Consider the following 26506-nt stretch of genomic DNA (forward strand, 5'->3'; position numbering starts at 1 on the left):
CCTGGCAAAGAACGGGCGGACAGAGTTGGGGGCCCCGCCCAGGCCGCGCAAGCGCCCGGCGGTCATAGACTTCGATCGATTTGGTAGGTGAGCGCTTCGGCGGGGCAACTTTTCTGTCATAATCGCGCCCCCCAAAGAACGGTCACTTAACCTTCATGATTGATCTATTCAGTGGACTGGACGCCTGGGTCGTGGTCAGCCTGTTGCTGGCCCTGGGCTTCGTCCTGGCCTTCGAGTTCATCAACGGCTTCCATGACACCGCCAATGCGGTAGCCACCGTCATTTATACCAAGGCCATGCCACCGCACCTGGCAGTGGCTTCGTCGGGCATTTTCAACTTTCTCGGGGTGCTGCTCGGCGGCGTGGGCGTGGCCTATGCCATCGTGCACCTGCTGCCCGTGGAGTTGCTGATCAATGTGAATACCGGCCACGGCCTGGCGATGGTGTTCTCGCTGCTGGCGGCCGCCATCACCTGGAATTTGGGCACTTGGTACTTCGGCATTCCCGCTTCCAGTTCGCACACCCTAATCGGCTCGATCCTCGGCGTGGGCATGGCCAATGCGCTGATCAACCATATCCCGCTGGTGGACGGCGTGAACTGGCAAAAGGCAATCGATATCGGCGCGTCGCTGGTTGTCTCGCCCGTCGTGGGCTTCGTGCTTGCCGGCCTATTGCTGATCGGCATGAAAAAGCTACGGCCGAACTCGAAAATGCACAAAACGCCGGAGCAACGCCGGCAAATCGACGACAAGAAACATCCACCGTTCTGGGGGCGCCTGGGGCTGGTACTGTCGGCGATGGGCATGAGCTTCGTGCACGGCTCCAACGACGGGCAAAAAGGCATCGGCTTGATCATGCTGGTGCTGATCGGCATCGTCCCGAACCAGTTCGTGCTCGACCTGTCGAGCACCACCTACCAGATCGAGCGCACCCGTGACGCCACGGTGCACCTGAGCCAGTTCTACCAGCGCAACGCCAGCACCCTCGGCGAATACCTGGCGCTGGGTAAGTCCCGGCCAGGTGACCTGCCGGGGCGGTTCCAGTGCGACCCCAAGCAGACCGAGCCGACCATCGCCGCCCTGCTCGATAACCTGACCAACGTCACCGACTACCACGCCATGGCGCCGGAGCACCGCATTGAAACCCGCCGCTACCTGTTGTGCCTGGACGATACCGCACGCAAGGTCGGCAAGCTACCCCAGCTTAATGCACGCGAAAAGGCCGACCTCGACAAGCTGCGCACCGACCTCACCAACACCACCGAGTACTCGCCCTTCTGGGTGATTCTGGCGGTGGCATTGGCATTGGGCATGGGCACCATGGTCGGGTGGAAACGCGTGGTCAAGACCATCGGCGAGAAGATTGGCAAACAAGGGATGACCTACTCCCAGGGCGTAGCCGCGCAGGTAACCGCGGTGGCGGCAATCGGCCTGGCCAACGTGTTCTCGCTGCCGGTATCGACCACCCACGTGTTGTCGTCGGGTGTGGCCGGGACCATGGTCGCCAACCGTAGCGGCCTGCAAGGCAGTACGGTGAAGAACATCCTGCTGGCGTGGGTGCTTACCCTGCCCGTGGCCATGCTGCTGGCGGCGGGGCTTTTCTGGCTGGCGTCGAAGTTCGTTTCCTGATTATCATCGCCCGGCGACCCCTAGGGTCTTCGGGCGAGCCCGCCTCGCCACGCATCGAACATCCCTGAGTCACCGTGGTCCATTGAGGCCCGGTTTGCAAAGGCTGCCCGACACGTGTACCGCGCCCGCTACTCCCTCGGCAAACTGCTTGAGGCTCACCGTTGAAACGCCTGCTTTGGCTGGGCCTGGCCATCGTCGCGGCCCTTGCTATTCCGCTGGTGCTCGGCGGCGGCGAGATGTTCGGGCGCCTGCGCGGCTTCCCGCTGTCGTGGTTGCTGGGTATGTTCGCCATGATCCTGCTGTGTTGGGTTATCAACTCTACCCGCACCCGCCTGTTGCTCGGTGACCAGGCTGGGAACGTAGGGCCGCTGCGCTGCCTGGGGCTGGTCATGGCCACCGAGTTCGCCTATTGCGCCACCCCCGGCGGCAGCGGCGCCCCCCTGACCTTCATGGCCCTGTTGCGCCGCCACGGCGTGCACCCGGCGCGCAGCGGCGCGGTATTCGCCATGGACCAACTCAATGACTTGCTGTTTTTTTTGTTCGCCCTGATCGGTGTGCTCTGCTATGCGCTGCTGCACCACTTGAACGAGCACATGCGTGGGTTGTTGGTCAGCAGCGCGGTGCTGATCGTTGCCGCGCTGGCCGGCTGCTATGGCCTGGCCCGCTACCACCGGCGCCTGCTGAGCCTGAGCGGCAAGCTGCTGGCCCGGCTGCGCGTTCGCCATGCTACGCGCTGGCGCTGGGCGCGGCGCACGTTGCACTTCAGCGCGCAATTGGCCGAAACCCTGCGCCAGCCCAAACGCCGCCTACTGCTGGTGTTCGGCCTGACCTGCGTGCACTGGAGCTTGCGCTACACCGTGCTGTATATCACCTTGCTGGGGTTGGGCGCCGAGCTGGAGTGGGCCTGGAGTTTTCTCGTGCAAATGCTGGCCCTCTGTGCCGGGCAGTTCAGCCTGCTACCCGGCGGCGCGGGGGCTACCGAGCTGACATCCGCCGCGCTGCTGGCACCGATGGTGGGCAAATCCACGGCCGCCGCGGCGATACTTATCTGGCGTATCGTGACCTATTATTTCTACCTGGTCGCCGGCGGCCCACTGTTTCTCATGCTGGTGGGCAAACCGCTATTGGCGAGATTGCTGCGGCTGGGGAACCGCTAATGGGGCGCCTCAGGTATTCGCACCTGCATTGACGCGTGACTAGTGTGCCGGGCAAAACGGCGCAACGCGTCACAGCAGGGCTATGGCGAGCAGCGAAGGCCGCCCGGCAGCCAAAGGCGCCGCTAACAGTGCGCGGTCAACGGCTGGAAAAACCATAGCAACCGGCCTATTTGATGCCTGCAACGCGCCGCCTTCATCAAGCGAAGACGACGGTTTTATTGCCATGCACCAGCACCCGATCTTCCAGGTGATAACGCAAGCCGCGGGCAAGTACCATTTTTTCGACATCCCGGCCCAGGCGCACCATATCTTCGGTGGTGTCGCTGTGGTTGATGCGCACCACATCCTGCTCGATGATCGGGCCGGCATCAAGTTCCTCGGTCACGTAATGGCAAGTCGCACCGATCAGCTTCACGCCCCGCAGCGCTGCCTGGTGGTAGGGTTTGGCACCCACGAACGAGGGCAGGAAACTGTGATGGATGTTGATCACTTTTTGTGCATAGGCTTGGCACAGTTGCGGCGGCAAAATTTGCATATAACGCGCCAGCACCACTACATCGGCCTGATGCTGGGCCACCAGCCGGGACACCTCGGCGAACGCCGGTTGCTTGTCATTGGCGTCTACTGGCACGTGGTAGTAGGGAATACCGTGCCACTCGACCATGCCGCGCAGGTCGTCGTGGTTCGAGATCACGCAGGCGATATCGCAATCCAGTTCATCGCTGTGCCACCGGTGCAACAGGTCGGCCAGGCAATGCGACTCTCGGCTGGCCATCAATACCACGCGCTTTTGTACCGCGCTGTCGCTGATGTGCCACACCATCGAGAAGGCGTCGGCGATAGGCGCAAAGGCCTCACGAAACGCCTCCAGCCCAAACGGCAGGCTGTCGGCGCGGATTTCGTGGCGCATGAAGAACCAGCCACTTTGGGCGTCGGAGTGGTGGCTCGCTTCGTGTATCCAGCCGTTGTGCGAGGCCAGGAAGTGGCTGACCTTGGCAACGATGCCAACCCGATCGGGGCAAGCGATCACCAACCGAAAAGTGCGCATGGGAAACTCCAGTACTTCGGGAAAAGGGCGCCATTCTAGCGGTTACACTGCCGAAAGTGCAGCACGGTTGTGATGAAAGAGACAGCAGGTGGGTGTGACATGAAGCACCGGGGCAATGGCCCCTCGCGGATATAGCGCAGCGTTTTGAAACATATAATGCTAATTACGGTCCTTTTTTTTACCCGATTTATTTCACGTTCAGATTTACTCCCAGGCACAGCATGACTATTATGCCTTCACGAATACCGCCCTCATTCAAAAAAGGCCTCCCATGTCGTTGATCAATGAATATCGCAGCACCGAAGAGACCATTCGCGAACTGCAAGCCCGCCTCGAAGCGCTTAAAGGCGATAAAAACCTGCAAACCGAGCTGGAATTCGAAGGCAAATTGCGCCAGCTGATGGGTGAATATCAGAAATCGTTACGCGACATCGTTGCATTGCTCGATCCCGATTTCCGCGCAACTAAGGCCGCCCGCGGCGCCGCCAAGGTCAGCACACCCAAGCGCGCGCGCAAGGTGAAGCAATACAAGAACCCGCATAATGGTGAAGTCGTTGAAACCAAAGGCGGCAACCACAAAACCCTGAAAGAGTGGAAAGCCAAGTGGGGCGGTGACGAAGTCGAAAGCTGGGCCACCCTGCTCGATTAATTCGGCACCGGCCACAAAACAACGCCAGCGCCTGCTGGCGTTTTTTGTTACTGGGGCGGGCCGCCAGCGGTAATGCCCAGCCGCGCGGCGAGTTCGCCGGCATAGCGCTGCCACTGCACCAATACCGCCTGGCCAGGCCCGCTGGCCTGTGGCAGGCACTCAGCCAGGGCTGTTTCGAACGCCTCTAGGGTGTTGGGCGCGCCCCAGGCGGGTTGGGTCAGGCGCCCCTGGCAAAAGGCTAACCAACGGGCCTGCTCTTCGGCGCTCAATGACTCGGGGAAGTTTCGCGCCCGGTAGCGAAATAACAATTCCGGCAAACGCGGGTCGTCAAATATCCATGCCTCGCCACGCAGCTGCGTGGCGCAGGCGGCGCGTACTTGTTCACACAGCCGTCGGTCGCGCTCTGAGATAAAACCATTGTATAGCTGTTGTTCCGGGTCTTCATGCGGGGCGAACTCTTCGCCGGCATAAATTTCGCGTAGCGTTTCATTCCATTGGCCTTGGGTTTGTTCCAACTCATTGGCGCGGCTGCGCAACAACGGCATATCCAAGCCTAGGCGCTCGATGTCTGCCTCGCGCAATACCGACATCGGCGCCAACACTGGGCAGCGGTTGATTTGAACCAACTTCAATGGGACCGGCAATTCTCCTTCGGCCAGCGCGTCACGGCGGGTATATAAGCGCCGGGCTAATACCGATGCCGGCTCGCGCCACAACACACTCGGATCCAATTGCAAATCACACACGATCAACGCATTGCGATTGCGCGGGTGCCAGGCTAACGGCAACACCACCCCCAAATAAGAGCGCGCCGCGGAAAACCGCCCTGAAACATGCACCAATGGTTGCATCAGCCGTATCTGCTCAAGCACCTTGTGTTTGCTGCGCAATGCGAACAACCAATCGAACAACCGCGGTTGGCGTTGTTTGACCAGCCGTGCCAAGGCGATGGTCGCATGCACATCGGACAGTGCATCGTGGGCCTTACCATGCTCCAGGCCGTTGGCGGCAGTGAGCGCCTCAAGCTTGAGGCTTGGCTGCCCGTCGCGCAGGGGCCATTCGATACCCTGGGGGCGCAGCGCATAAGCCGTGCGCACCACGTCGATCAAGTCCCAGCGGCTATTGCCGCCCTGCCACTCGCGCCCATAGGGGTCGTAGAAATTGCGGTACAGGCTGTAACGGGTGACCTCATCGTCGAAGCGCAGCGTGTTATAGCCCAACGCGCAGGTTCCGGGCCGCGATAATTCGGCATGCACCCGGCCCATGAACTCGCATTCCTTCATGCCCTGGCTTTCGAGCACCTGCGGGGTGATACCGGTGATCAAGCAGGCAGCGGGGTGTGGCAACACATCGTCGCTGAGCCGGCAGTACAGGTTCACAGGGGCGTCGATTTCGTTAAATTCGGCATCGGTACGCAGCCCGGCCATTTGCAAAGGCCGGTCGCAACGGGGGTTGATGCCAGTGGTTTCGAAGTCGTACCAGAATAAGCTGGTGGTCACAGGCGGGCCTTCGCGTCGTCCAAGTCACCGGCATTGTGCCCTATTCGGCCGCCCTGGCGCTGGCTGTTACAAAGGCAGGTTGCCGGATCGGCCAGCGCTGGATAGCATCGGCGGGCCGCCCAGAGGAACCCACCATGCTCGCGACCGGACCGCATCCGCCCCCTGTCGACACCCTGATGCTGGTCGAAACCCCTGAGGGCATCGACCTGCCTTTGCGACCAGCGGGCCTGGTGCCACGGGCCTTGGCCTTTACCGTCGACCTGGCCATTCGCGGCGTGGTGTTGCTGCTGTTGGCGCTATTGCTCCACCCACAGGGCGACATGGGCGTGGGCGCCCTGCTGCTGGCGATATTCCTGGTGAACGGCTGGTACATGGTGCTGTTCGAGGTGCTGCATCAAGGGCGAACGCCCGGCAAGCAGTTGTTGGGGCTGCGCGTGGTATTGGACGACGGCACCCCGATCGGTTGGTCGGCGTCGTTGCTGCGCAACTTGTTACGCGCTGCCGACATGCTGCCCCTCGGTTACGCATTGGGTATCACCAGCAGCCTGCTGCACCCGGCATTCAAGCGCGTGGGCGACCTCGCTGCCGGTACCCTGGTGGTATACCAAGACGCCCCGCCGCCCGTGCTTCGCTGGCCAGAGGTCGCACCCGCGCCGGCCCCCTTCGCCCTGGCGGCCAGCGAACAGCGCGCGCTGCTCGAGTTGGTTCAGCGCCAGGCAAACCTGGCGCCAGCGCGGGTCGAAGAATTGGCCGCGTTGCTCGCCCCGGCGCTCGGCGTTCCTGCCCAGCAGGCCATGGCGCGCATCAACGGTATCGCCCGCGCCTGGGTCGGCCCGGCATGAAGCAACGGCAGTTCGAAGCCAGCCACCAACGCGCCTGGGCAGCCTTCGAGGCACAGCTGGGGCAGGCCGAGCGCGCCAAGGCCCCCGTGGAGCATGCGCAGACTTTCGGCCCGGCCTATCGCCGCCTGTGCAGCCACTTGGCGCTAGCGCAAGAGCGCCAGTACACCAGCCACCTGATCGACCGCCTGCAACACCTGGCACTGCGCGGCCACCAACAACTGTACCGGCACCAGCCCAAGCCCAGCGCCCAACTGGCCCACTTTCTATGGGTAGGTTTTCCGCGTCAGGTGCGCGCCAAGGGGGTTTTCGTATTGCTGGCGGCGGCCACACTCTCCGGTACGTTGGCATTGGTTGCCGGTTTGGTTTATGCCTACCCCGAGCTGGCCTATAGCGTGTTGCCGGCAGGCCAGCTCGCCAGCATCGAACAGATGTATAGCCCGGCCCACAGCCACTTGGGCCGGGCGGCAGACCGCCAGGCCAGCGCCGATTGGGTGATGTTCTGCTTCTACGTGATGAACAACATCGGGATTGCCTTTCAAACCTTTGCCAGCGGTTTGCTAGTGGGGCTCGGCAGCCTGTTCTACCTGTTCTACAACGGCCTGCAGATCGGCGTTGTGGCCGGCCATGTGTCACACAGCGCCGCGGGCCTGCCGTTCTGGTCGTTCGTGATCGGCCATGGTGCATTCGAGCTCACGGCCATCACCCTGGCCGGGGCGGCCGGCTTGCAATTGGGTTGGGCGTTGATCGCCCCGGGCCCGCTCAGCCGCGGCCAAGCCCTGCGCCAGGCGGCCAAGGCGGCGGTGCAACTGGTGTACGGCGTGGTGGTATTTTTGCTGGTGGCCGCGCTGCTGGAGGCCTACTGGTCGGCCAAGGGCAGCATTACCCCGGCCACCAAGTTCGCCGTGGGCGCCGCCCTATGGGCAGGGGTGCTGGCCTACCTGTTATTGGCCGGGAGAACGCCCCGTGCAGCTTGATCGGGCGCGCGTCACGATCCGCCCCAGATCCCCCTGGGAAGCGCTGGATTTAGGCTGCCGCCTGGCTGCCCGGCACCGCCGGTTGCTAGCGCTGGCCTGGCTGGCCCTCACGGTGCCGGTGTTTTCGCTGATCAGCTTGCTGTGCTGGAATGCCCCCACGCTTGCATTGTTGCTGTTTTGGTGGGGCAAGCCATTATATGAGCGCTTGGCCCTGCACATCCTCGCCCAAGCCCTGTTCGACCACCCGCCCAGCATCGGCCAGGCACTGCGCGCTTGGCCCGGGCTGCTGCGCCGGCAATGGCTGGCGAGCCTGACCTGGCGGCGGGCAAGCCTCATGCGCAGCTTCGACCTGCCAGTGACGCAGCTCGAAGGGCAGGCCGGCCGGGCCCGGCAACAGCGGCTCGGCCTGCTACACCGGGAAGATGGCCGGGCCGCCCGCTGGCTGACTGTGGTCGGTGCCTATGTTGAAACCTGCCTGGTGCTGGGCGCGGTGAGCTTGCTGCTGCTGATGGTGCCACGCAGCGCCGGCGACAGTTGGCACTGGGCACAATGGCTGTTGGGCCCGCCGATCCCGGGCAGGCTGTGGCTACAACACTTGGCTAACGCCTTCTATGTGTTGGTGCTGGCGGTGTGGGGACCGATCTACGTGGCGTGTGGCTTCACGCTGTACCTGAACCGCCGTACTCACCTGGAGGCCTGGGACATCGAACTGGTGCTGCGCGCATTGTGCCAGCGCCTGGCACCGTTGGTGGTATTGGGCCTGTTATTGGCCTTTATGCTCACGCCGCCACCTGCCCTGGCGGCCGACGCCGCACCGGCGGAGCAACCACGGGTAAGCGTGAGCACCGCGCACCAAGCCATCGAGGCGTTGCTCCAGCGCCCACCGTTCGAAAACATCGAAACCCGCGCCCGTTGGCACTGGCGCCGCGGCGACCCCTCCCCCGCGCCCGCCGCTGCGCCCGCCCCACATGCGGCCGCCAACCCGTCGGAGGGACTGGCCCGCGCCGCCGAGATACTGTTATGGGCAGCCTTGGCCGGGTGCTTGGCCTGGCTGGGTTGGCATCACCGGCTGCGCGCGCGGCAATGGGCGGCGCGCTTGGCCAGGCGCCGCACGCCGCCACACCAAGCCTTGCCACCGCTGTTTGCCCAGGACCTGGCACCGGAACGCCTGCCGATGGACGTCGCCGGCCATGCCGAGCAACTGTGGGCCAGCGACCCCCGCCAAGCCCTGGCGCTACTTTACCGGGGCCTGCTCAGCCGCCTGGTGCATGACTACAAACTGCCTTTGCGTGCCGCCGATACCGAAGCCCAAGTGTTGGCCAAGGTCGCCGCGCTGCAATTGCGCGGGCTCGACGATTTCAGCCAAAAGCTCACCTGGCATTGGCAGGCCATCGCCTACGGGCACCGCGTGCCACCCGCGGGTACGTGCGAGGCGCTGTGCCGGGGCTGGCGGCGGCTGTTCCCGCTGCAGGGGGCCAGCCAATGACTGCGCGCCGCACCGCGCTGCTGGCGCTAGCGCTGGTGGTGCTGGGGTTGGGCAGCTATTACCTGTGGTCGCACCTGGAGCGTGTCGAGGAAACCGCCGACAGCGGCCCCAGCCCGGAGGCTTTGGCCAACCCCTACCTGGCCGCCGCGCGCTTTTTACGCGGGCAAGGGCTAACGGTTGCCTACAGCGGCCGCAGCCGCTTCTGGGCTGGTCTTTCGCCGGGTGCCAGCAGCGTCGTGCTGCTCGCCGATCAGCGTGCCTTAAGCCCCGCGCAGGTGCAGCAATTGCTCACCTGGGTACAGCGCGGCGGGCGCTTGGCGGTGGTCGCCCATGGCCTTTGGAACAGCCAAAGCGCCAGCGGCGGCGACCTGTTGCTCGACACGCTGCGCATTCGCAAGTCGCTGAGCGCCGACCTGCCGAACGCACCGCGTGCGCCCGCCACGGCGCAACAGCCCGACCTGACATACCTTTACCTGGAAAACCAAACGGCGCCCGTGCGGCTTGGCTTTGACCCCGCATACCATCTGGAAGACCCGACCGACAAGGCCGTGGCTTGGGCGAACAGCCGTATTGCCACACACCTGATGCAACTGGCGTGGGGTGATGGCGTCATCACCGTGCTCAGCGACGGCGCACTGTGGCGCAACGAGCGGATAGGCCACTACGACAACGCCTGGCTGCTGTGGTACCTGAACCAAGACCGTAATGTCACGCTGGTGCTCAGCACCACCCATGAACCCTGGTACAGCCTGCTCTGGCGCTACTTTGCGCAGGCAGGGGTGGCTGCGCTTGCATTAGCGCTGGCCTGGTGCTGGCACCGCGCGGTGCGCAGGGGCCCTATACTGCCAGCGCCTGACCCGGCACGGCGAAGCTTGGCCGAACACCTGCGGGCAAGTGCCACGTTTGCCCTGCGCCACGGTGGCCAGCAACGCCTGCTGCAGGTGCTACGCCAAGACCTTACCCAGCATGCTGAGCGCCATCACCCAGGCTTTGCCCGACTGCCCATCGCCGAACAGTGGCAGCTGCTGGGGCGCCTGGCTGGCCAGCCTACCGCACACATCGCCCAGGCCATGGCACCTGGCCGTGGCAATGCCCTTTCCCGTCGCGACTTCAGCGAACGAGTCGCCCAATTGCAACGCATCAGGAACGCACTATGAGTGAGATTCGCCCGCTGTCGTCGAGCGAGGCCAGCGAGCTGGCCCAGGGGTTGGCGCAGGAGCTACGCAAAGCCGTGATCGGCCAAGATGCGGTGATCGATGATGTGCTCACCGCGTTGATAGGTGCCGGGCATCTGTTGCTCGAAGGTGTGCCAGGGCTCGGCAAAACCCTATTGGTGCGCGCGCTGTCGCGCTGCTTCGGCGGTGAGTTCGCACGGATACAGTTCACCCCCGACCTGATGCCCAGCGATGTCACCGGCCATGCCGTGTTCGACCTGCAGAGCGAGCAGTTCAAACTGCGCCGGGGCCCTGTATTCACCCACCTGCTGCTGGCCGACGAAATCAACCGCGCACCGGCCAAGACCCAGGCGGCGCTGCTCGAAGCCATGCAGGAACGCCAGGTGACCCTGGAGGGCAGGGCCCTGCCCCTGCCTCGGCCGTTCCTGGTGATGGCTACGCAGAACCCGATCGAACAGGAAGGCACCTACCCATTACCGGAAGCCGAGTTGGACCGCTTCATGTTGAAGGTGCACATCGGCTACCCAGCGGCCGCAGAAGAACTCGCCATGGTCCGTAAGGTCAGCGGCTCAAGCCGCGCCGACATGCTCGATGTGCAGCCGCTGCGCCAGTTGCTCACGGCCGCCGATGTCACCGCCTTGCAAACCTTTGCCAGCCAGTTGCCGGTTGACGACCAGGTACTCGACTATGCCGTGCGCCTGGCCAGGGCCACCCGCGGATGGCCAGGGCTCGCCACCGGTGCTGGCCCTCGCGCGTCTATCGCATTGGTGCGCTGCGGCCGGGCGCGGGCCCTGCTGCGCGGCGCGGCGTTCGTAACCCCCGATGACATCAAAAGCTGCGCCCTGGCCGTGCTGCGCCATCGGGTGCGGCTGGCGGCAGAGCTTGAAATCGACGGCTTCGATACCGACCAGGTGTTGCGCCAGTTGCTCGACCAGACCCCGGCGCCGCGTGCCTGATGCTGCGGCCTACCCGCCCCGCGCTGGCCTGGTTGGCCGGCCTTGCCAGCGTGAGCATGGTCTATGGCGTACTGCGCGCTTGGGGCGTACTGGGCGATGGCTTCGCTGCCCCGCTGTGGGCCGCGTTGCTGGCATTGCCACTGTCGGCGGCCCTCGATGCAGGGTTGTTGTACCGCCGCCGCTCACCACGGGCAAGCCGCGAAATGCCGGCCAACCTGGCCCTGGGCCGGTACAGCGAAGTATGGCTTGAACTTCGCTTGGCCAGCGAGCAACCGCTTATGCTGTGGGCGATCGACCACCCGCCCGCCGGCATGGTCTACGAGGGCCCGGCGCAACAGGTGTTCTTGCGCCCTGGGCAAACGGTACGCCTGGGTTACCGGCTGCGGCCGCTTCGGCGCGGGCACTTTCGCTTCGAACGCTGCGAGCTGCACCTGCGCAGCGCGCTGGGGCTGTGGACACAGCGCCGTTACCTGGCGCTACCCGCCCAAGCGCGGGTATTCCCCGATTTTGCCCGCCTGCATGGCGCGCAGTTGCGCCTGGTCGATGCCTGGCTCGGCCAACTGGGCGTGCGCCAGCACCCACGCCGTGGCGAAGGCCAAACGTTCCACCAGTTACGCGCGTTTCGCGAAGGCGACGCGCTGCGCCAGGTCGACTGGAAAGCCACCTCGCGGTTGCGCACACCGATCGTGCGCGAGTACCAGGAAGAGCGTGACCAAACAATACTGCTATGGCTCGATTGCAGCCGGCGCATGCGCAGCCGCGACGGCGAGCTGGCGCACTTCGACCACGCGCTGAACGCCAGCCTGTTGCTTGCGTACGTAGCGCTTCGCCAGGGCGATGCGGTGGGGCTACACACCTTGGCCACCGCGCCGCGCCGGCTTAGCCCAGGAAAGGGCCAACGCCAATTAAGCAGCCTACTCGGTGCGCTCTATGACTTGGACAGCAGTACCGCCCATGCAGACTTCAGCGGCGCGGCTACGCAGTTGATCGCCACACAAAAGCGCCGGGCGCAGGTCATTCTATTGACTAACCTGCGCGATGAAGACGACGAGCAATTGTTACCGGCCCTGAACCGGGTCAAGCGCCACCACCGTGTGCTGGTGGCTAACCTGCGCGAGGCGGTGGTCAACGACATGAGCCAGTGCCCTGTCACCGACCACGCCCAAGCACTGGATTACTGCGCGGCGGTGCAGTACCTGCAAGGCCGCGCGCGGTTGCATGAGCGGTTGGCCGCACAAGGGGTAGCGGTGCTGGACGTCACACCGAGCGAGCTGGGCGGCGCCCTGCTCGGTAAGTACCTGGAATGGAAAAAAGCCGGTGTGATGTAGTGTGGCGCTCAGGCCGATGCGCTCATCGGCAAAAAGCTGAAATAGCGGCGCAACGCTTGCACCAATTGTTCATATTCCAGCGGTGCCTGCAATAACATGAAGCCCGAATCGTAATAGCCCGGGGTAGCGTCTTCATGGCACCACAGGCAACTCGCGGTCAGGTTGATCAGTTGCGCAGTCGCATCGGCCTCCGGCGCCCTAACCGGCACTCTAAGCTGCAACTCGAAGTCGGGCCCTACCAGCAGCGGTAACTGGCTGATGAGCATCAACCCTGCCTCGGACACATTACCCAGATAGCCGATGGGTAGGTCGGTGTAGCGGTTGTACACCTTCAGGTAATACGGCAACTGATGCCGTTCGATGCGTCGCTCGATAAACTTAGCCATGTCAATCGTTCCCTGACCTTATTAGGTCGTACCCGCACTTGCCGCGCACAATGCGAATAGGTTGTTACGCCCAGCTTAAACCACGACCGGCGAACTGCCGCAACTGCCAATGAAGTTTCATCTTTTCACAGTGCCGCCGGTCGGGGAACTGCCTCCTGCGCCGGGTGGTACTGCCCAGTTTGTTCTAACGTTTGCAACCGGGCCCGAGCGCGGAAGGCGTATTCGCTGCCCGGGTACTGGAACAGAATCCACTGGTAGGTTTGCACCGCATCGACGAACAGGTTCTGGCGCTCCAAGCACTGGCCACGCAACAGTGCCGATTCGGGGCGGATGTACGGGCGAGACTGGGTTTTGCGGTCGACCTGCGATAATTCAAGCACCACCTTTTGGCAGTCGCCTTCATCATAGGCACGGTAAGCACTGTTCAAGTGCTGGTCGGCCGACCAACGGGTACAGCCAGCGAGGCTCGCCAGCAAGGTCATGGCTATAAGGGTACGCATGGCAATCTCCTGGACTAGCCCCGTTATCGGCGCCAGCGCGGTTTTCTTCAGTCATCTGCGCCGGGCAAAATCGGCGCCGGTAGTGCAGCCGAACAATGACTACAGCCTATTAGAGGAGTAGCCTTTCGCTGCGCGTCAATAAAGGAGTCAGTGCATGACCGTTCGCCGTACCAAAATCGTCGCCACCCTGGGCCCGGCCAGCAACTCGCCGGAAGTGCTGGAACAGCTGATATTGGCTGGGCTGGACGTGGCCCGCCTGAACTTTTCCCACGGCACCCCAGAAGAACACAAGGCTCGCGCCCGCCTGATACGCGACCTCGCCGCCAAGCATGGCCGCTACGTCGCGTTGCTTGGTGACCTGCAAGGTCCGAAAATCCGTATCGCCAAGTTCACCAACAAACGCATCGAACTGAAGGTGGGGGATCAGTTCACCTTCTCCACCAGCCATCCCTTGGCCGAAGGCACCCAGGAAGTGGTCGGCATCGACTACCCCGACTTGGTCAAGGATTGCGGCGTGGGCGACGAATTGCTGCTCGACGACGGGCGCGTGGTGATGCGCGTGGAAAACGCCACCGCAGACGCTTTGCACTGCGTGGTGTTGATCGGCGGCCCGCTGTCTGACCATAAAGGCATCAACCGCAAAGGCGGCGGCCTGACCGCACCGGCACTGACCGAAAAAGACAAGGCCGACATCAAGCTGGCGGCGGAAATGGAAGTCGATTACGTTGCGGTGTCGTTCCCCCGTGACGCGTCCGATATGGAGTATGCGCGCCAACTGCTGCAAGAAGCCGGCGGCACCGCTTGGTTGGTGTCGAAGATCGAGCGCGCCGAAGCCGTGGCCAACGACGAAACCCTCGACGGCTTGATCCGCGCCAGTGATGCGGTAATGGTCGCCCGTGGCGACCTTGGTGTGGAAATCGGCGATGCCGAGCTGGTGGCGATCCAGAAGAAAATCATCCAGCACTCACGGCGAAATAACAAAGCGGTGATCGTCGCTACCCAGATGATGGAGTCGATGATCCAGAACCCGATGCCTACCCGCGCGGAAGTGTCGGACGTGGCCAACGCGGTATTGGATTACACCGACGCGGTGATGCTCTCGGCCGAAAGCGCTGCCGGGGCTTACCCGATCGAAGCGGTCAAGGCCATGGCGCGGGTGTGTTTGGGCGCGGAAAAACACCCCACCAGCAAAAAGTCCAGCCACCGTTTGTATACCCAGTTCGACCGCTGCGACGAGAGCATCGCCTTGGCCGCGATGTACACCGCCAACCACTTCCCGCGGGTGAAAGCGATCATCGCATTGACCGAAAGCGGCTACACGCCGTTGATCATGTCGCGCATTCGTTCCTCGGTACCGATCTTCGCCTTTTCGCCGCACCGGGAAACCCAGGCGCGGGTAGCCCTGTTCCGTGGCGTATACACCATCCCGTTCGACCCGGCCGCCTTGCCGCTGGGCGAAGTAAGCCAGGCTGCCGTCGATGAGTTGCTCAAGCGTGGCCTGGTCGAACAGGGCGACTGGGTAATCCTCACCAAAGGCGACAGCTACCACACGGTCGGCGGCACCAACGGCATGAAATTGCTGCACGTGGGCGACCCTTTGGTATGACCGCCAAGGCCGTCCGCCCATGGGGCGCCGGCCCTGCTTTTGGCTGCAACTTCCTGTTACTGTGGGCGCATATCGGGTACGCCCTAATCCCCTCGTAACAGGAAGCTTCTATGACCGTGACTGTACTTGCCGAGTTGCTGCAGCAGAATGAAACCGCCCTGCTCGACCGCTGGATCGCAGTGCAGCGAGCGGCCGGTATCGACCCCAACCGGCTCGACGACCGCAGCATAACCGACAATGCTCGCGACCTGCTGCACGCCCTGGTCCGGGCAATCAGCGAAGGTGGCGACGACATCGAACACCCGCAATGGCGGCCGGTCAAGCAGTTGCTCGAGCGGCTATCCCACGTGCATAGCCAGCAAGGCTTCCCGCCCACCGAAACGGCGACCTTCGTGCTGTCGCTCAAAGAGCCGCTGTTCCGCTTGATCCAAAAAAGCGACGGAAACACTATTGAGCTGCTCTGGGCCTGCACGCGCCTGTTCGACCAGTTGGGGCTGTTCACCATGCAGGCTTACATGGCCAGCCGCGAACAGGTGATCCGCGAACAACAGGAAAGCATGCTCGAACTCTCTACCCCCGTGGTGCAGCTGTGGAAGGGCGTATTGGCGGTGCCGCTGATCGGTTCGCTGGACAGCAACCGCACGCAGGTGGTGATGGAGGCGCTGTTGCAGAAAATCGTCGATACCGAATCGGATATCGCCATCATCGACATCACCGGCGTGCCGACCGTCGATACCATGGTTGCCCAGCACCTGCTCAAAACCATTACCGCCGCCAAGTTGATGGGCGCTAAATGCATCATCAGTGGCATCCGCCCGCAGATCGCCGCAACCATCGTCCACCTGGGCGTAGAACTGGGCGACGTCGTGACCAAGGCGTCGCTGGCCGATGCGTTCCAGCTGGCGCTGCGCGAACTGAACGTTCGGCTGGTCGCCAACCGCTTAGGGGCCTGAGATGACCGCCAAAATTCCAATCCTGAAAATGGGCGACTACCTGCTGATCAGTATCCAGGTAGACATGCACGACCAACTGGCCCTGGACCTGCAAGAAGACCTCACCGAGCAGATTGTGCGGCACAGTGCCAAAGGGGTTTTGATCGATATTTCCGCACTTGAGATCGTCGATTCGTTCATTGGCCGTACACTTTCCCACATTGCCAGTGTGGCGCGCATCCTCGACGCCAAGGTGATCGTGGTGGGCATGCAACCGGCGGTGGCCATCACCCTGGTGGAGCTGGGCTTGTCGCTCGACGGTATCGCTACCGCGCTTAACGTCGAGAAGGGCATGGCCTGGCTGCAAAGGAACGTCAACGAAGGGCTGCGGGTGGAGGCAGAGCGTGACGACGACAGAGACGCTGCCGCTGAAACAGGAGACTGATATCGTCACTATTCGCCAACGGGTACGCAAGGCCGCCGAAGACGCCCGGCTAGGGTTGGTGTCACAAACCAAGATCGTCACCGCCGCCAGCGAAATCGCCCGTAACGGGCTGATCTACGGCGGCGGCGGGCAGTGCCTGATAGAGCGTACCCAGCGCGAAGGCCGGGCGGCGGTGCGCTTGGTGATCATTGATCACGGGCCTGGTATCGCCAACCTGGAACAAGCCATGACCGACGGCTATACCTCCGGCAATGGCCTGGGCCTGGGCTTGAGCGGCGCACGCCGGCTGGTGGATGCCTTTGAAATCGCGAGCCAGCCCGGCCAAGGCACCTCGGTGGAAATGTGGAAATGGAAATGATCGCGCCCGGCACCGCCCGGGCGCTGCCGGTTACCGAGCCGGCCCATGTCGACGCGGCCCGCCGTGCCGTTATCCGCGGGGCCGTGGCGGCCGGCGCCGGCGAGCCATTGCTGGCGAGGCTCGCGGTGGTGGCGCAGGAAATGGCGCATAACCTGGTTCGCCATGCCGGCGGCGGTGAGCTGTATTACCAATCCGATGCCGCCTACCTGACACTGCTGGCCATCGACCGCGGGCCCGGCATGGCCAATACCGCGCAGTGCATGGGCGACCATTACTCGACCATTGGCACCCTGGGCGTGGGCCTGGGCTCGATCAAGCGGATGTCTGACCAGTTCGACCTGTACTCGTTGCCGGGCCAGGGCACTGTGGTCCTGGCCCGGTTCGAAATGCCCGCTGGCGTACCCGCTGGGCTCACCTACGGCGCGCTGTGTACGCCCTACCCTGGCGAAACCGTCTGCGGTGACGCTTGGGTGGTGCACGGTGAACGCGTGCTGGTGTGTGACGGCCTAGGCCACGGCCAGCATGCCCAGCAGGCTAGCCAGCGAGCCCGTGAGGTATTCCTTGGCCAGGGCCGGCACCTGCCACTGGAAACGGCGATGGAACAACTGCACCGTGCGCTGGCCGCCACCCGCGGTGGTGCAGCGGCCATCGCTGAAGTGCAAGCAGGCGCCGGGCAGGTGCTATTCTGCGGCGTTGGCAACATCGCCGGCATGCTGTATGGCGAAAAATCCCGCGGCCTGGTGTCATGCAATGGCACCGTGGGCTATCGCGTAGGTCGAATCAATACCTATAGCTACCCTTGGGATCGCCATACCTTGCTGATCATGACCTCCGATGGCATCAATAGCCGCCTGGACCTAAGCCCGTATCCCGGCCTTCGCCTGAAGCATCCGGCGGTGATTGCCGGCGTCATTCACCGGGACTTTCGCCGCCTGAACGATGACGCTACCGTAATAGTTGCCCGCACTTGACGGCCATATGCCGCGTGACCACCATTACGGTGCGCAAGGAAACGGACATCGTCACCTGCCGCCAGGGCGCCAAGCACATCGCAGGCTGGCTGGGGTTGCCTACGCTGGAGCAGATCCGCCTGGCCACCGCGGTATCGGAACTGGCGCGCAATATCTACCAATACGCGGGCGCAGGGGCATTTCATTTCGAGCTGCTGGCTGACGCGCAAGGGCAACTGCGGGCGGTCGCGTTCGAAGCGTTCGACCATGGCCAGGGTATTGGCCAGATGGACGCGATCCTCAACGGCAGCTATGTTTCATCGACCGGAATGGGCGTCGGCCTGCGCGGTGCGCAGCGGTTGATGGATGAGTTCGACATCCAGACCTCCAGCCAGGGTACTCGTATCCGCGCGAGCAAGTACCTGGTGCCCAAGCCTTTTCCCACTGAAACGGCCGTTGCCACGGTTCGCCGGGAGCTGGCCAGCTTGGGGGTGGTCGACCCTTATGAAGAACTGAACACCCGCGGCTCGGAACTGTTGCTGACCACCGGCGAACTGCAAGCCAAGCAGCAAGAACTCGAAGCGATCAACCACGAGTTGGAAAACACCAACAAGGGTGTGGTGGCGTTATATTCAGAATTGGAAAAGGCCTCGCAGGAGTTGCAACAGGCCAGTGAGGCGAAAAGCCGATTCTTTTCCAACATGACCCACGAGTTCCGCACGCCGATCAACATCATTGAAAACATTTCCAAACTGCTGCTCAACGGCAACGATGGCCGTTTAAACGAAGAACAACATAAGCAAGTGTCGTTCATCAGCTCGGCCGCCGCGGAGCTGGCGGAGATGGTCAACGAGTTGCTTGACCTTGCCCAGGCCGAGTCCGGGCGCATCGACGTCAACAGCGAAACCTTCGAGCTCACTGGCCTGCTGGAGCAATTACACGATTTCATGATGGCGCTGGGCATGCGTTACCCCAGCGTAAGCTGGCATATCAGCCCGGTGCAACGGCAAGTGCAGTTCAACACCGACCGCGGCCGGCTGTTCCAGATACTGCGCAACCTGATCAGCAACGCCTTCAAGTACACCGCCCAAGGCGCTATCGAGGTGAGGGTCTTCGTGCCCAACGAAGAACAGGTCGAATTCGTGGTGCAAGACACGGGCGCTGGCATCGCTGCGGAAAACCTCGAACGCGTGTTCGAGGAGTTCGCCCGGGTGCGCATGCCTGGGATGGCCCATGTGCAGGGCAATGGCTTAGGCCTGCCCCTGGCCAAGCGGTTGGCGCAACTGCTCAAGGGCGACCTGACGGTCACCAGCCAATTGCACCAGGGCAGTTGCTTTACCGCGGTCATCGCACGCGAGTTCGAGCCTGCCGGCGGGCCGGTGGGCGAGTTCAGCTTGCACGGCCATACCGTATTGATCATCGACGACAACGAAGCGGATCGCTACCTGCTGCGCCAACTCCTGGCGCCATATGGGCCGCTGATCATCGAGGCGGGCAGTGCCAGCGCAAGCATAGACAAGCTTCATGCCGTGCGCCCTGACCTGATCTTCCTGGACTTGGAATTGCCGGATATCTATGGCGCCGACTTACTCGACAGCATGGACTGGGCCATGCACGCACGGGTATTGATCAACACGGCCAAAACCCTGACCGACCAGGAGGCCGCCCAACTGGCCGCGCAGTGCGCAGGTGTGCTGTTCAAATCACAGGGCAACTACGCCGGCGCCGTACTGCGGCAGGTGGGGCGGCTGGCTGGGAGCTTGAAACATGCGAACTAGGCGAATCCTCATCATCGATGACATGGATGCCAACCGTTACGTGCTGCGCAAGATACTGGCCAGCGAACCCCGTTATGAAGTCATCGAGGCTAGCAACGGCGCCGAGGGCCTGGCGCGGCTCGATGCCCACGTAGACTTGGCCATTCTGGACGTCAATTTGCCCGACATGACGGGCTTTGAGCTGGTCCGCGCCGCCGAAGAAAAGCTTGGCAGCGAGCATATGCCCGCCATTATCAATGTCTCAGCGACGTTCATCAGTGGCTCGGACAAAGCCATGGGGCTCAACAACGGTGCCCGGGCATACCTCACCCACCCGATCGATGCCGAGGAGATGCTGGCCACCATCACCAGCCTGATGAAGTCCAACAACCGCCTGGAGCGCATCGAACGGCGGCGCAAGATGGCGGTAGCCCGCAGTGAAAGCCTGCGTTCGGAAAAAATCACCCTGGAGCGCTTCATGCGCTCATTCAGCCATGACCTTCGCTCGCCGCTGGCCGCCGCCACGATGGCGGCCGGCTTGATGAAACGCAACCCGGCACGGCGCACGGAAGAGCTGATCAAGGTGGTCGAAGATAACCTCAAACGTATCGACCGCATGATCACCAATGTGCTCGACGTTTCCCATGTGGCCATTGGTGGCGGCATCGAGCTGTGTGCCGAGATGCTCGACCTGCATGCGCTGCTGGCTGAGGCATCGGAGAACCTACGCTTGCAGGTCGCCCAGCCCGTGGAGCTGCACTTGGGGGGCGCGGCGCAGGTACATTGGGACCGCAACGCCTTCTTGCGCATCTACGACAATTTAGTGATCAATGCGGCGAAACATGGCGCCCAAGACACCCCGATCGACGTCGAGCAGTTGCTGCGCGACGATGAGGTGCTGCTGCGGGTGACCAACCACGGCGCGTTTCCCGATGAAGTCCTGGCGAACTTGGCCACACCCTATTTCATTTCGACGCGCAGCGACACCAAGGGCTGGGGCCTCGGCCTGCCCATCGTCAAGGCACTGTGCGAGAGTTTCGGTGGCACGGTGAACTTCCACAACCACGCGCCGCTGGCCTGCGTGGAAGTATGCCTGCCGCTGCGCCTGGCCTCGGCTTCATAAGCCGTCGCGGGCGATGTCCATGGCGAAATAGGTCAATATCAGGTCGGCACCGGCCCGCTTGATGGCGCCAAGGCTTTCGCGCACCACCCGGGCTTCGTCTACGGCGCCGGCCAACGCGCCAAATTTGATCATCGCGTATTCACCACTGACTTGGTACGCCGCCAGCGGCAAGCGCGAAGCTTCGCGGATGTCACGGATCACGTCCAGGTAGGCCCCGGCCGGCTTGACCATCAACACATCGGCGCCTTCGGCTTCATCGAGCAGCGATTCACGCACCGCTTCGCGGCGGTTCATCGGGTTCATCTGGTAAGCCTTGCGGTCCCCTTTCAACGCGGTGCCGCCCGCTTCGCGAAAGGGCCCGTACAGCGCCGAGGCGAACTTGGTCGAGTAGGCCATGATCGAAGTGCCGTTGAAGCCGGCCCCGTCCAACGCGCTGCGAATGGCCTGGACTTGGCCGTCCATGGCCGCCGACGGCGAAATGAAATCGGCACCGGCCTGGGCCGCAACCACCGCTTGTTTGCCAAGGTTGACCAGGGTCGCGTCGTTATCCACTTCACCGTTATGCAGTATTCCGCAATGGCCGTGGGAGGTGTACTCGCAAAAACAGGTGTCGGACATCACGATCATGCCTGGCACAGCCTGTTTGGTGGTCCGCACCAAACGGGCCACCAGCCCGTTGTCGTTCCAGGTATCGCTGCCGGTTTCATCCAGGTGATGGGACACGCCAAACAGCATCACCGAGCGGATACCCGCATGGGCGTAGCGTTCGATCTCGCCGGCCAAGCGGGATTCGGGAATCCGATTCACCCCCGGCATGCTGGTGATAGGCACGAAATCGTCGATGCCTTCCTCAACGAAAATGGGCAGGACCAGGTCCTCGAGGCGAAACTCCGTTTCCTGAAAAACCGAACGCAGGGTTTCGCTGCGTCGCAAGCGGCGCGGGCGGCTGGCGGGGAACTGGCTACTCATCGTTTTAACTGTTTACCTCTTAACTGACACGCTCGTAGCCACCGAGTACGCCTTTTTTAGACAGTACCCATTGCCAGAGCTGAATATCGCGGGCACGAAACGCACCCGCGCAAGAAAGCAGATAGTACCGCCACATGCGCCAGAAACGCTCCCCCATCTTCTCGGCAAACTGCGGCCAGGCCCGCTCGAAATTCGAACACCATGCCATCAGTGTCTTGTCGTAATCCGCGCCGAAATTATGCAGGTCTTCAGCGACGAACAGCCCGTCCATGGCATCGCCCATTTGCCCGATCGACGGTAAGTCACCGTTGGGAAAAATATACTTGTCGATCCAAGGGTCTGGCGTGCTGTGCCGGCGGTTCTTGCCGATGGTGTGCAGCAGGAACAGGCCATCGTCTTTCAGGCAACGGTGTGCGGTTTCCATGTACACGCGGTGGTTTTTACGGCCCACGTGCTCGAACATACCGACACTGACAATGTGGTCGAATTGTTCATTGATGTCGCGGTAGTCTTGTAGGCGAAACTCCAGGGGCAAGTCCGGGTAGCGCTGCTTAGCCCAATCGCACTGTTCGCGAGAAATGGTCACACCCACGCATTCGACACCATAATGCTCGGCCGCGTAAGACATGAAACTGCCCCAGCCACAGCCGATGTCCAGCACCCGTTGGCCCGGCTGAAGGTTGAGTTTGCGGCAAATCAGGTCAAGCTTGGCGGTTTGGGCCTGTTCGAGGTTCTCGGCGTCTTTCCAATACCCACAGGTATAGGTCATGCGTGAGTCGAGCATTTGTTCGTAGAAGTCGTTACCCAGGTCGTAATGTTGCTCGCCCACCTGCCATGACCTGGATTTGGTTTGCAGGTTAACGAACTTGGCCTTGACCGCATGGAACAGCAGCGCCGCCGGGTTGACCATATCGGCCACGCCCGAACGCAGCAAGCGTGCGAAGAATTCGTCGAGCTTACCCGCATCCCACTCGCCGTTCATGTAGGCCTCACCCAAGCCCAGGTTGCCCTCGGCCAGGGCGCGCTCAGGCACGCGGGCATCTTTGAGGATCATGTCCCAGGGCTGCTCGCCGTCCATGCCGATGCCGGCCTTGGCGAGCAGGTCGCGGGCGAACTTATAGGCGCTGGAGGTACGTGAGGATGAGGCGGTAGGCGCGGGTGAACCAGAAAGCTTGGTCTGCATGACGATCCCCTGTTTCAAAACGAGCTTAAACGGTGCGGCGAATGTACGGCTGAACGAACCCCGGGCCAGCGACCGAAAGGGCGGTACGTATGGCCACAGTGTCCAATTCAGTTTAGCGCGCCGCCATGAAAGTTCCGCTAAGCCTCTTCAACTCACCATGAAAAATCGTTATCGGCTAACCAAATGAGCTTAAGGCCGATGAACGGCTTCGAAAACCACGATATAGGAAAACTGCTTTACCGCCTGGGCAACAATTGCAACGAAGAAGGCCGGGCGAGCCCGGCCTTTGGTTTATTCGGTGATACGCGCTTTGCGCAGGGCCTTGGCCGGCGGCTCGACGCCACTGGCACGGAACATCTGGCGGATGCCCCGCACCGCCTGGCGAATGCGATCTTGGTTCTCGATCAAGGCAAAACGCACGTGGTCGTCGCCGTAGTCACCGAAACCGATGCCGGGCGATACGCACACCTTCGCCTCTGCCAACAGCTTCTTGGCGAACTCCAACGACCCCAGGTGCGCATAAGCCGGAGGGATCTTCGCCCAGACGTACATCGATGCCTTGGGGTTCTCGACCATCCAACCGATTTCGTGCAGCCCTTTGACCAGCGTGTTACGGCGTTGGCGATACTGCTCGGCGATGTCGCGAACGCACTGCTGGTCACCCTCAAGGGCCGCGATGGCGGCCACCTGCAGCGGCGTGAAGGTGCCGTAGTCGTGGTAGCTCTTGATCCGCGCCAAGGCGCTTACCAATTCTGGGTTACCGACCATGAAGCCGATACGCCAGCCGGCCATGTTGTAGCTCTTGGACAGCGTGAAGAACTCCACGGCGATGTCCTTGGCACCGGGCACCTGCATGATCGACGGCGCCTTCCAGCCGTCGTAGACGATGTCGGCGTAAGCCAAGTCGTGCACCACCAGCACATCGTAGCGCTTGGCCAATGCCACCACCCGCTCGAAGAAGTCAAGTTCGACACATTGCGCCGTGGGATTGGACGGGAAGCCCAAGACCATCATCTTGGGCTTGGGAATGGACTCACGAATCGCCCGCTCCAGTTCGTTGAAGAAATCCACACCCGGTACCAATGGCACCGAGCGTACCTGGGCGCCGGCGATCACTGCTCCGTAGATATGGATAGGGTAACTGGGGTTGGGCACCAGTACCGTATCGCCCTGGTCGAGGGTAGCCAGCATCAAATGCGCCAACCCTTCCTTCGAGCCGATGGTCACGATCGCTTCGTTTTCAGGGTCGATGGCCACACCATAACGCTCGGCGTACCAATGTGAAATCGCGCGGCGCAACCGGGGGATGCCACGCGAGGTGGAATACCCGTGGGTATCTTCACGCCGCGCGGCACTGACGAGTTTTTCTACGATGTGCGGCGGGGTTGCGCCATCGGGGTTGCCCATGGACAAGTCGATGATGTCTTCGCCACGGCGGCGCGCGGCCATCTTCAACTCGGCGGTGATATTGAAAACGTAGGGGGGGAGACGATCAATGCGCGCAAAGCGGCGCGGCGGACGCAGGTCGGCCATGGTGCCCTCGATATGACGTAAGCGCCCGGAACCGTCCGAGCGACGCAGGCCCTTGGGTGGGCCTGTGCGCAACATACCGGCAGGGTGGCTGTGTTGTCTAGCGATAAAGCCCCCTGAACAGAAAGCCCGGCGCAAGGCCGGGCTTCTGTGAAAGGGCGTACCGCTTACGGCACCGCGTACGTCAGCAGCAATTCGCTCGGAGCCTTGAAGTCCAGAGACATCGCCACGCTCAGCGCGGTGATGGTGAAAATCGAGAACACGAACAGCTTGCGTGCCCAGACACGGTCGTCGGTGGCCTTGTAGCCCGTCCAAGCCATGTACAGCCAGTACATGCCCATCGCCGCTGCCACCGCGAGGTAGCTCATGCCGGCATAACCGCCGAAGGTGAGCATCAACGTAGCGAGCAGGAAGGCCAGGGTATAGAGCAGGATGTGCTTCTTGGCTACCAGAATGCCACGCTTGACCGGCAACACCGGAATCGAGGCGGCCAGGTAGTCGTTGAAGCGGAAGATCGCAATCGCGTAAGAATGCGGCATCTGCCACAGGCTGAACATCACCAGCAAGGTCAGCGCGGCCAGGTCGAAGCTATTGCTGACCGCCACATAGCCAATCACCGGAGGCATGGCGCCAGACAAGCTACCCACCAGGGTGCCATGGACCGACTTGCGCTTCAGGTACAGGCTGTAGAACCCTACATAGATGACGAACCCAATCAACGCGAACAGTGCAGCCAGCGGGGTAGCGCGCCAGTACAGCAGCGCCAACCCCGCCACACCGAGCACCGCGCCATAGGCCAGGGCCAGCCTGATCGGCACCAAGCCTTGGACCATGGCGCGGTTTTTGGTGCGCTCCATCTTCACGTCGATGTCGCGGTCGATGCAATTGTTGAACACGCAACCGGAGGCAACGACCAACGACGTGCCGATAATCGCGGCCAGGAAAAGGGCAAAATTGACATGCCCTTGCGAGGCCAGGAAGAAGCCGCCTGCCACTGAAAGCACGTTACCGAAAATGATCCCCGGTTTGGTGATTTGGATAAAGTGCTTAATGGACATGCGAGCTTTCCTTACTTCGCCATCATGAAGTGATGGATGCTGAACATGATCCATAGCGACAGGCCCACCAGGAACGCGATGATGACTGCCGAGAAAATGAAGGCAATCACATTCCAACGCTGCTCCGACGACCGATCCAGGTGCAGGAAGTACACCAGGTGAACGATCACCTGCACCACTGCGAACACCAGGATAATGGCGAGGATCGCGTCTTTGGACATCGACGGGAACATCACCAGGCCGAACGGAATCACCGTCAGGATCACGGACAGCACAAAGCCAACCATGTACGACTTGAAGCTGCCGTGGCTGGCGCCACCGGCGGAATGATTGGAGTTAGCCATTACAGGGCCCCCATCAGGTAGACAACGGTGAACACGCAGATCCAGACCACATCCAGGAAGTGCCAGAACAAGCTCAGGCAGCTCATGCGCGTCTGGTTGGTAGCGGTCAGGCCTTTTTTGGAGATCTGCGCGATCAATACCGCCATCCACAGCAAGCCGCTGCTCACGTGCAGCCCGTGGGTGCCTACCAGGGTGAAGAAGCCCGAGAGGAAACCGCTCCGGTCAGGGCCGAAGCCCTCCCCGATCAGCTTGTGGAATTCATTGATTTCCATGCCGATGAAGCCGGCGCCAAACAGGAAAGTGATGAACAACCACAGCAACACGCCGCTCTTGTTGCCCTTATGCATCGCCAGCATGGAGAAGCCAAAGGTGATCGAGCTGAACAGCAACAGGAAGGTCTCGACCAGGACGTAATCCAGTTCGAAGATTTCATGGCCTGAAGGGCCGCCTGCCACGTTGCCTGATAGCACCGCATAAGCGGCGAACAGGCACGAGAACAGGATGCAGTCCGTCATCAGGTAGATCCAGAAGCCGAAGACGGTCACGCCCCCGGCGTCATGGTGGTCATCGTGCCCATGGTCGTGGCCGTGGGCAACATCACCGTGCAGTACTGTATTGGACAT

Annotated in this window: 26 protein-coding genes; 16 read left to right on the forward strand and 10 right to left on the reverse strand. The window is 62.1% G+C overall.

The genetic code is table 11. The annotated features are described in order from the left end of the window. Positions 1-155 precede the first annotated feature (155 nt). Together HAQ05_RS03695 and HAQ05_RS03700 are read left to right on the forward strand one after the other, a co-directional pair. Positions 156-1628 carry an inorganic phosphate transporter gene (locus tag HAQ05_RS03695; protein WP_190417519.1) on the forward strand — a complete coding sequence of 491 codons (1473 nt, stop codon included), beginning with the start codon at positions 156-158 and terminating at the stop codon, positions 1626-1628. A 161-nt stretch (positions 1629-1789) separates the two neighbouring features. Continuing rightward, positions 1790-2785, forward strand: a complete 996-nt coding sequence (locus tag HAQ05_RS03700; protein WP_190417521.1) for a glucosaminyl phosphatidylglycerol flippase — start codon at positions 1790-1792, stop codon at positions 2783-2785. 196 nt (positions 2786-2981) lie between these two features. Here the strand turns inward: HAQ05_RS03700 and purU are convergent, their stop codons facing one another. After that, the gene (gene purU, locus HAQ05_RS03705) at positions 2982-3833 is read right to left on the reverse strand and encodes a formyltetrahydrofolate deformylase (protein ID WP_190417523.1); all 852 of its coding nucleotides are present in this window, start codon (positions 3831-3833) and stop codon (positions 2982-2984) included. Between the two features lie 271 nt (positions 3834-4104). Between purU and mvaT the strand changes: the two genes are divergently transcribed. Continuing rightward, positions 4105-4482, forward strand: coding sequence for a histone-like nucleoid-structuring protein MvaT (gene mvaT, locus HAQ05_RS03710; protein ID WP_190417525.1), 378 nt, complete (start codon positions 4105-4107; stop codon positions 4480-4482). A 47-nt stretch (positions 4483-4529) separates the two neighbouring features. Here the strand turns inward: mvaT and sbcB are convergent, their stop codons facing one another. Beyond that, on the reverse strand, positions 4530-5981 hold the full coding sequence (gene sbcB / locus HAQ05_RS03715; protein ID WP_190417527.1) for an exodeoxyribonuclease I: 1452 nt from the start codon (positions 5979-5981) through the stop codon (positions 4530-4532). Positions 5982-6115: 134 nt separating this feature from the next. Between sbcB and HAQ05_RS03720 the strand changes: the two genes are divergently transcribed. The 6 genes from HAQ05_RS03720 to HAQ05_RS03745 are packed head-to-tail and all read left to right on the forward strand — an operon-like array spanning position 6116 to position 12742. Next, on the forward strand, positions 6116-6823 hold the full coding sequence (locus tag HAQ05_RS03720; protein WP_190417529.1) for an RDD family protein: 708 nt from the start codon (positions 6116-6118) through the stop codon (positions 6821-6823). Then, positions 6820-7797: a stage II sporulation protein M gene (locus HAQ05_RS03725; RefSeq protein ID WP_190417531.1), complete on the forward strand. Its 978-nt coding sequence runs from the start codon at positions 6820-6822 to the stop codon at positions 7795-7797. Before HAQ05_RS03720 ends, HAQ05_RS03725 begins: the two co-directional genes overlap by 4 nt. Then, on the forward strand, positions 7787-9283 hold the full coding sequence (locus HAQ05_RS03730) for a DUF4129 domain-containing protein (protein ID WP_190417534.1): 1497 nt from the start codon (positions 7787-7789) through the stop codon (positions 9281-9283). Before HAQ05_RS03725 ends, HAQ05_RS03730 begins: the two co-directional genes overlap by 11 nt. Next, positions 9280-10440 (forward strand): DUF4350 domain-containing protein, encoded by a 1161-nt coding sequence (locus tag HAQ05_RS03735; RefSeq protein ID WP_190417536.1) that lies wholly within the window; start codon positions 9280-9282, stop codon positions 10438-10440. Before HAQ05_RS03730 ends, HAQ05_RS03735 begins: the two co-directional genes overlap by 4 nt. Next, a complete protein-coding gene (locus HAQ05_RS03740; RefSeq protein ID WP_190417538.1) occupies positions 10437-11414 on the forward strand; it encodes an AAA family ATPase in 978 nt (325 codons plus the stop codon). The genes HAQ05_RS03735 and HAQ05_RS03740 overlap by 4 nt, the downstream gene beginning before the upstream one ends. Before the next feature lie 2 nt (positions 11415-11416). Further along, positions 11417-12742 carry a DUF58 domain-containing protein gene (locus HAQ05_RS03745; RefSeq protein ID WP_190417898.1) on the forward strand — a complete coding sequence of 442 codons (1326 nt, stop codon included), beginning with the start codon at positions 11417-11419 and terminating at the stop codon, positions 12740-12742. Between the two features lie 8 nt (positions 12743-12750). On the opposite strand, the gene HAQ05_RS03750 is transcribed toward HAQ05_RS03745, so the two are convergent. Together HAQ05_RS03750 and HAQ05_RS03755 are read right to left on the reverse strand one after the other, a co-directional pair. Further along, positions 12751-13128, reverse strand: coding sequence for a PilZ domain-containing protein (locus HAQ05_RS03750; protein WP_190417540.1), 378 nt, complete (start codon positions 13126-13128; stop codon positions 12751-12753). A 125-nt stretch (positions 13129-13253) separates the two neighbouring features. Beyond that, the gene (locus HAQ05_RS03755) at positions 13254-13628 is read right to left on the reverse strand and encodes a tetratricopeptide repeat protein (RefSeq protein ID WP_190417542.1); all 375 of its coding nucleotides are present in this window, start codon (positions 13626-13628) and stop codon (positions 13254-13256) included. 154 nt (positions 13629-13782) lie between these two features. Here HAQ05_RS03755 and pyk point away from each other — a divergent pair, with 154 nt between their 5' ends. From pyk to HAQ05_RS03790, 7 genes are all read left to right on the forward strand, one after another. After that, entirely contained in the window at positions 13783-15234 is a 1452-nt protein-coding gene (gene pyk / locus HAQ05_RS03760) for a pyruvate kinase (RefSeq protein ID WP_190417544.1), read from the forward strand. Between the two features lie 110 nt (positions 15235-15344). Further along, on the forward strand, positions 15345-16187 hold the full coding sequence (locus tag HAQ05_RS03765; RefSeq protein WP_190417546.1) for an STAS domain-containing protein: 843 nt from the start codon (positions 15345-15347) through the stop codon (positions 16185-16187). A 1-nt stretch (position 16188) separates the two neighbouring features. Continuing rightward, positions 16189-16611 (forward strand): STAS domain-containing protein, encoded by a 423-nt coding sequence (locus HAQ05_RS03770; RefSeq protein WP_190417548.1) that lies wholly within the window; start codon positions 16189-16191, stop codon positions 16609-16611. Next, a complete protein-coding gene (locus tag HAQ05_RS03775; protein WP_190417550.1) occupies positions 16571-16969 on the forward strand; it encodes an ATP-binding protein in 399 nt (132 codons plus the stop codon). The genes HAQ05_RS03770 and HAQ05_RS03775 overlap by 41 nt, the downstream gene beginning before the upstream one ends. Further along, positions 16960-17940 (forward strand): ATP-binding protein, encoded by a 981-nt coding sequence (locus HAQ05_RS03780; RefSeq protein ID WP_238936453.1) that lies wholly within the window; start codon positions 16960-16962, stop codon positions 17938-17940. Before HAQ05_RS03775 ends, HAQ05_RS03780 begins: the two co-directional genes overlap by 10 nt. A 14-nt stretch (positions 17941-17954) precedes the next feature. Next, entirely contained in the window at positions 17955-19697 is a 1743-nt protein-coding gene (locus tag HAQ05_RS03785) for an ATP-binding protein (protein ID WP_338050106.1), read from the forward strand. Next, positions 19687-20799: an ATP-binding response regulator gene (locus HAQ05_RS03790; protein WP_190417554.1), complete on the forward strand. Its 1113-nt coding sequence runs from the start codon at positions 19687-19689 to the stop codon at positions 20797-20799. The genes HAQ05_RS03785 and HAQ05_RS03790 overlap by 11 nt, the downstream gene beginning before the upstream one ends. Here HAQ05_RS03790 and hemB read toward each other — a convergent pair. From hemB to HAQ05_RS03820, 6 genes are all read right to left on the reverse strand, one after another. Next, the gene (gene hemB, locus HAQ05_RS03795; RefSeq protein ID WP_190417556.1) at positions 20794-21768 is read right to left on the reverse strand and encodes a porphobilinogen synthase; all 975 of its coding nucleotides are present in this window, start codon (positions 21766-21768) and stop codon (positions 20794-20796) included. The genes HAQ05_RS03790 and hemB overlap by 6 nt on opposite strands. Positions 21769-21787: 19 nt before the next feature. Next, the gene (gene cfa, locus HAQ05_RS03800) at positions 21788-22951 is read right to left on the reverse strand and encodes a cyclopropane fatty acyl phospholipid synthase (protein WP_190417558.1); all 1164 of its coding nucleotides are present in this window, start codon (positions 22949-22951) and stop codon (positions 21788-21790) included. A 291-nt stretch (positions 22952-23242) separates the two neighbouring features. Beyond that, positions 23243-24484 carry an alanine transaminase gene (gene alaC, locus HAQ05_RS03805; protein ID WP_190417560.1) on the reverse strand — a complete coding sequence of 414 codons (1242 nt, stop codon included), beginning with the start codon at positions 24482-24484 and terminating at the stop codon, positions 23243-23245. Positions 24485-24648: 164 nt separating this feature from the next. Beyond that, positions 24649-25539, reverse strand: a complete 891-nt coding sequence (cyoE, locus tag HAQ05_RS03810; protein WP_190417562.1) for a heme o synthase — start codon at positions 25537-25539, stop codon at positions 24649-24651. An 11-nt stretch (positions 25540-25550) separates the two neighbouring features. Next, on the reverse strand, positions 25551-25883 hold the full coding sequence (gene cyoD, locus HAQ05_RS03815) for a cytochrome o ubiquinol oxidase subunit IV (RefSeq protein ID WP_190417564.1): 333 nt from the start codon (positions 25881-25883) through the stop codon (positions 25551-25553). Next, positions 25883-26506: a cytochrome o ubiquinol oxidase subunit III gene (locus HAQ05_RS03820; RefSeq protein WP_190417566.1), complete on the reverse strand. Its 624-nt coding sequence runs from the start codon at positions 26504-26506 to the stop codon at positions 25883-25885. Before HAQ05_RS03820 ends, cyoD begins: the two co-directional genes overlap by 1 nt.

The organism is Pseudomonas typographi (assembly GCF_014694385.1).
Lineage (GTDB): Bacteria > Pseudomonadota > Gammaproteobacteria > Pseudomonadales > Pseudomonadaceae > Aquipseudomonas > Aquipseudomonas typographi.

What these genes read in the sequence shown, in the direction of transcription:
- HAQ05_RS03755 (WP_190417542.1), bottom strand. Translation starts at nt 13,628, where the DNA reads ATGCGTACCCTTATAGCCATGACCTTGCTGGCGAGCCTCGCTGGCTGT.
- pyk (WP_190417544.1), top strand. Translation starts at nt 13,783, where the DNA reads ATGACCGTTCGCCGTACCAAAATCGTCGCCACCCTGGGCCCGGCCAGC.
- HAQ05_RS03770 (WP_190417548.1), top strand. Translation starts at nt 16,189, where the DNA reads ATGACCGCCAAAATTCCAATCCTGAAAATGGGCGACTACCTGCTGATC.
- cyoE (WP_190417562.1), bottom strand. Translation starts at nt 25,539, where the DNA reads ATGTCCATTAAGCACTTTATCCAAATCACCAAACCGGGGATCATTTTC.
- HAQ05_RS03780 (WP_238936453.1), top strand. Translation starts at nt 16,960, where the DNA reads ATGGAAATGATCGCGCCCGGCACCGCCCGGGCGCTGCCGGTTACCGAG.
- HAQ05_RS03725 (WP_190417531.1), top strand. Translation starts at nt 6,820, where the DNA reads ATGAAGCAACGGCAGTTCGAAGCCAGCCACCAACGCGCCTGGGCAGCC.
- mvaT (WP_190417525.1), top strand. Translation starts at nt 4,105, where the DNA reads ATGTCGTTGATCAATGAATATCGCAGCACCGAAGAGACCATTCGCGAA.
- HAQ05_RS03750 (WP_190417540.1), bottom strand. Translation starts at nt 13,128, where the DNA reads ATGGCTAAGTTTATCGAGCGACGCATCGAACGGCATCAGTTGCCGTAT.
- HAQ05_RS03820 (WP_190417566.1), bottom strand. Translation starts at nt 26,506, where the DNA reads ATGTCCAATACAGTACTGCACGGTGATGTTGCCCACGGCCACGACCAT.
- HAQ05_RS03740 (WP_190417538.1), top strand. Translation starts at nt 10,437, where the DNA reads ATGAGTGAGATTCGCCCGCTGTCGTCGAGCGAGGCCAGCGAGCTGGCC.
- hemB (WP_190417556.1), bottom strand. Translation starts at nt 21,768, where the DNA reads ATGAGTAGCCAGTTCCCCGCCAGCCGCCCGCGCCGCTTGCGACGCAGC.
- cfa (WP_190417558.1), bottom strand. Translation starts at nt 22,951, where the DNA reads ATGCAGACCAAGCTTTCTGGTTCACCCGCGCCTACCGCCTCATCCTCA.
- HAQ05_RS03720 (WP_190417529.1), top strand. Translation starts at nt 6,116, where the DNA reads ATGCTCGCGACCGGACCGCATCCGCCCCCTGTCGACACCCTGATGCTG.
- alaC (WP_190417560.1), bottom strand. Translation starts at nt 24,484, where the DNA reads ATGGCCGACCTGCGTCCGCCGCGCCGCTTTGCGCGCATTGATCGTCTC.
- cyoD (WP_190417564.1), bottom strand. Translation starts at nt 25,883, where the DNA reads ATGGCTAACTCCAATCATTCCGCCGGTGGCGCCAGCCACGGCAGCTTC.
- HAQ05_RS03790 (WP_190417554.1), top strand. Translation starts at nt 19,687, where the DNA reads ATGCGAACTAGGCGAATCCTCATCATCGATGACATGGATGCCAACCGT.
- HAQ05_RS03735 (WP_190417536.1), top strand. Translation starts at nt 9,280, where the DNA reads ATGACTGCGCGCCGCACCGCGCTGCTGGCGCTAGCGCTGGTGGTGCTG.
- purU (WP_190417523.1), bottom strand. Translation starts at nt 3,833, where the DNA reads ATGCGCACTTTTCGGTTGGTGATCGCTTGCCCCGATCGGGTTGGCATC.
- HAQ05_RS03695 (WP_190417519.1), top strand. Translation starts at nt 156, where the DNA reads ATGATTGATCTATTCAGTGGACTGGACGCCTGGGTCGTGGTCAGCCTG.
- HAQ05_RS03765 (WP_190417546.1), top strand. Translation starts at nt 15,345, where the DNA reads ATGACCGTGACTGTACTTGCCGAGTTGCTGCAGCAGAATGAAACCGCC.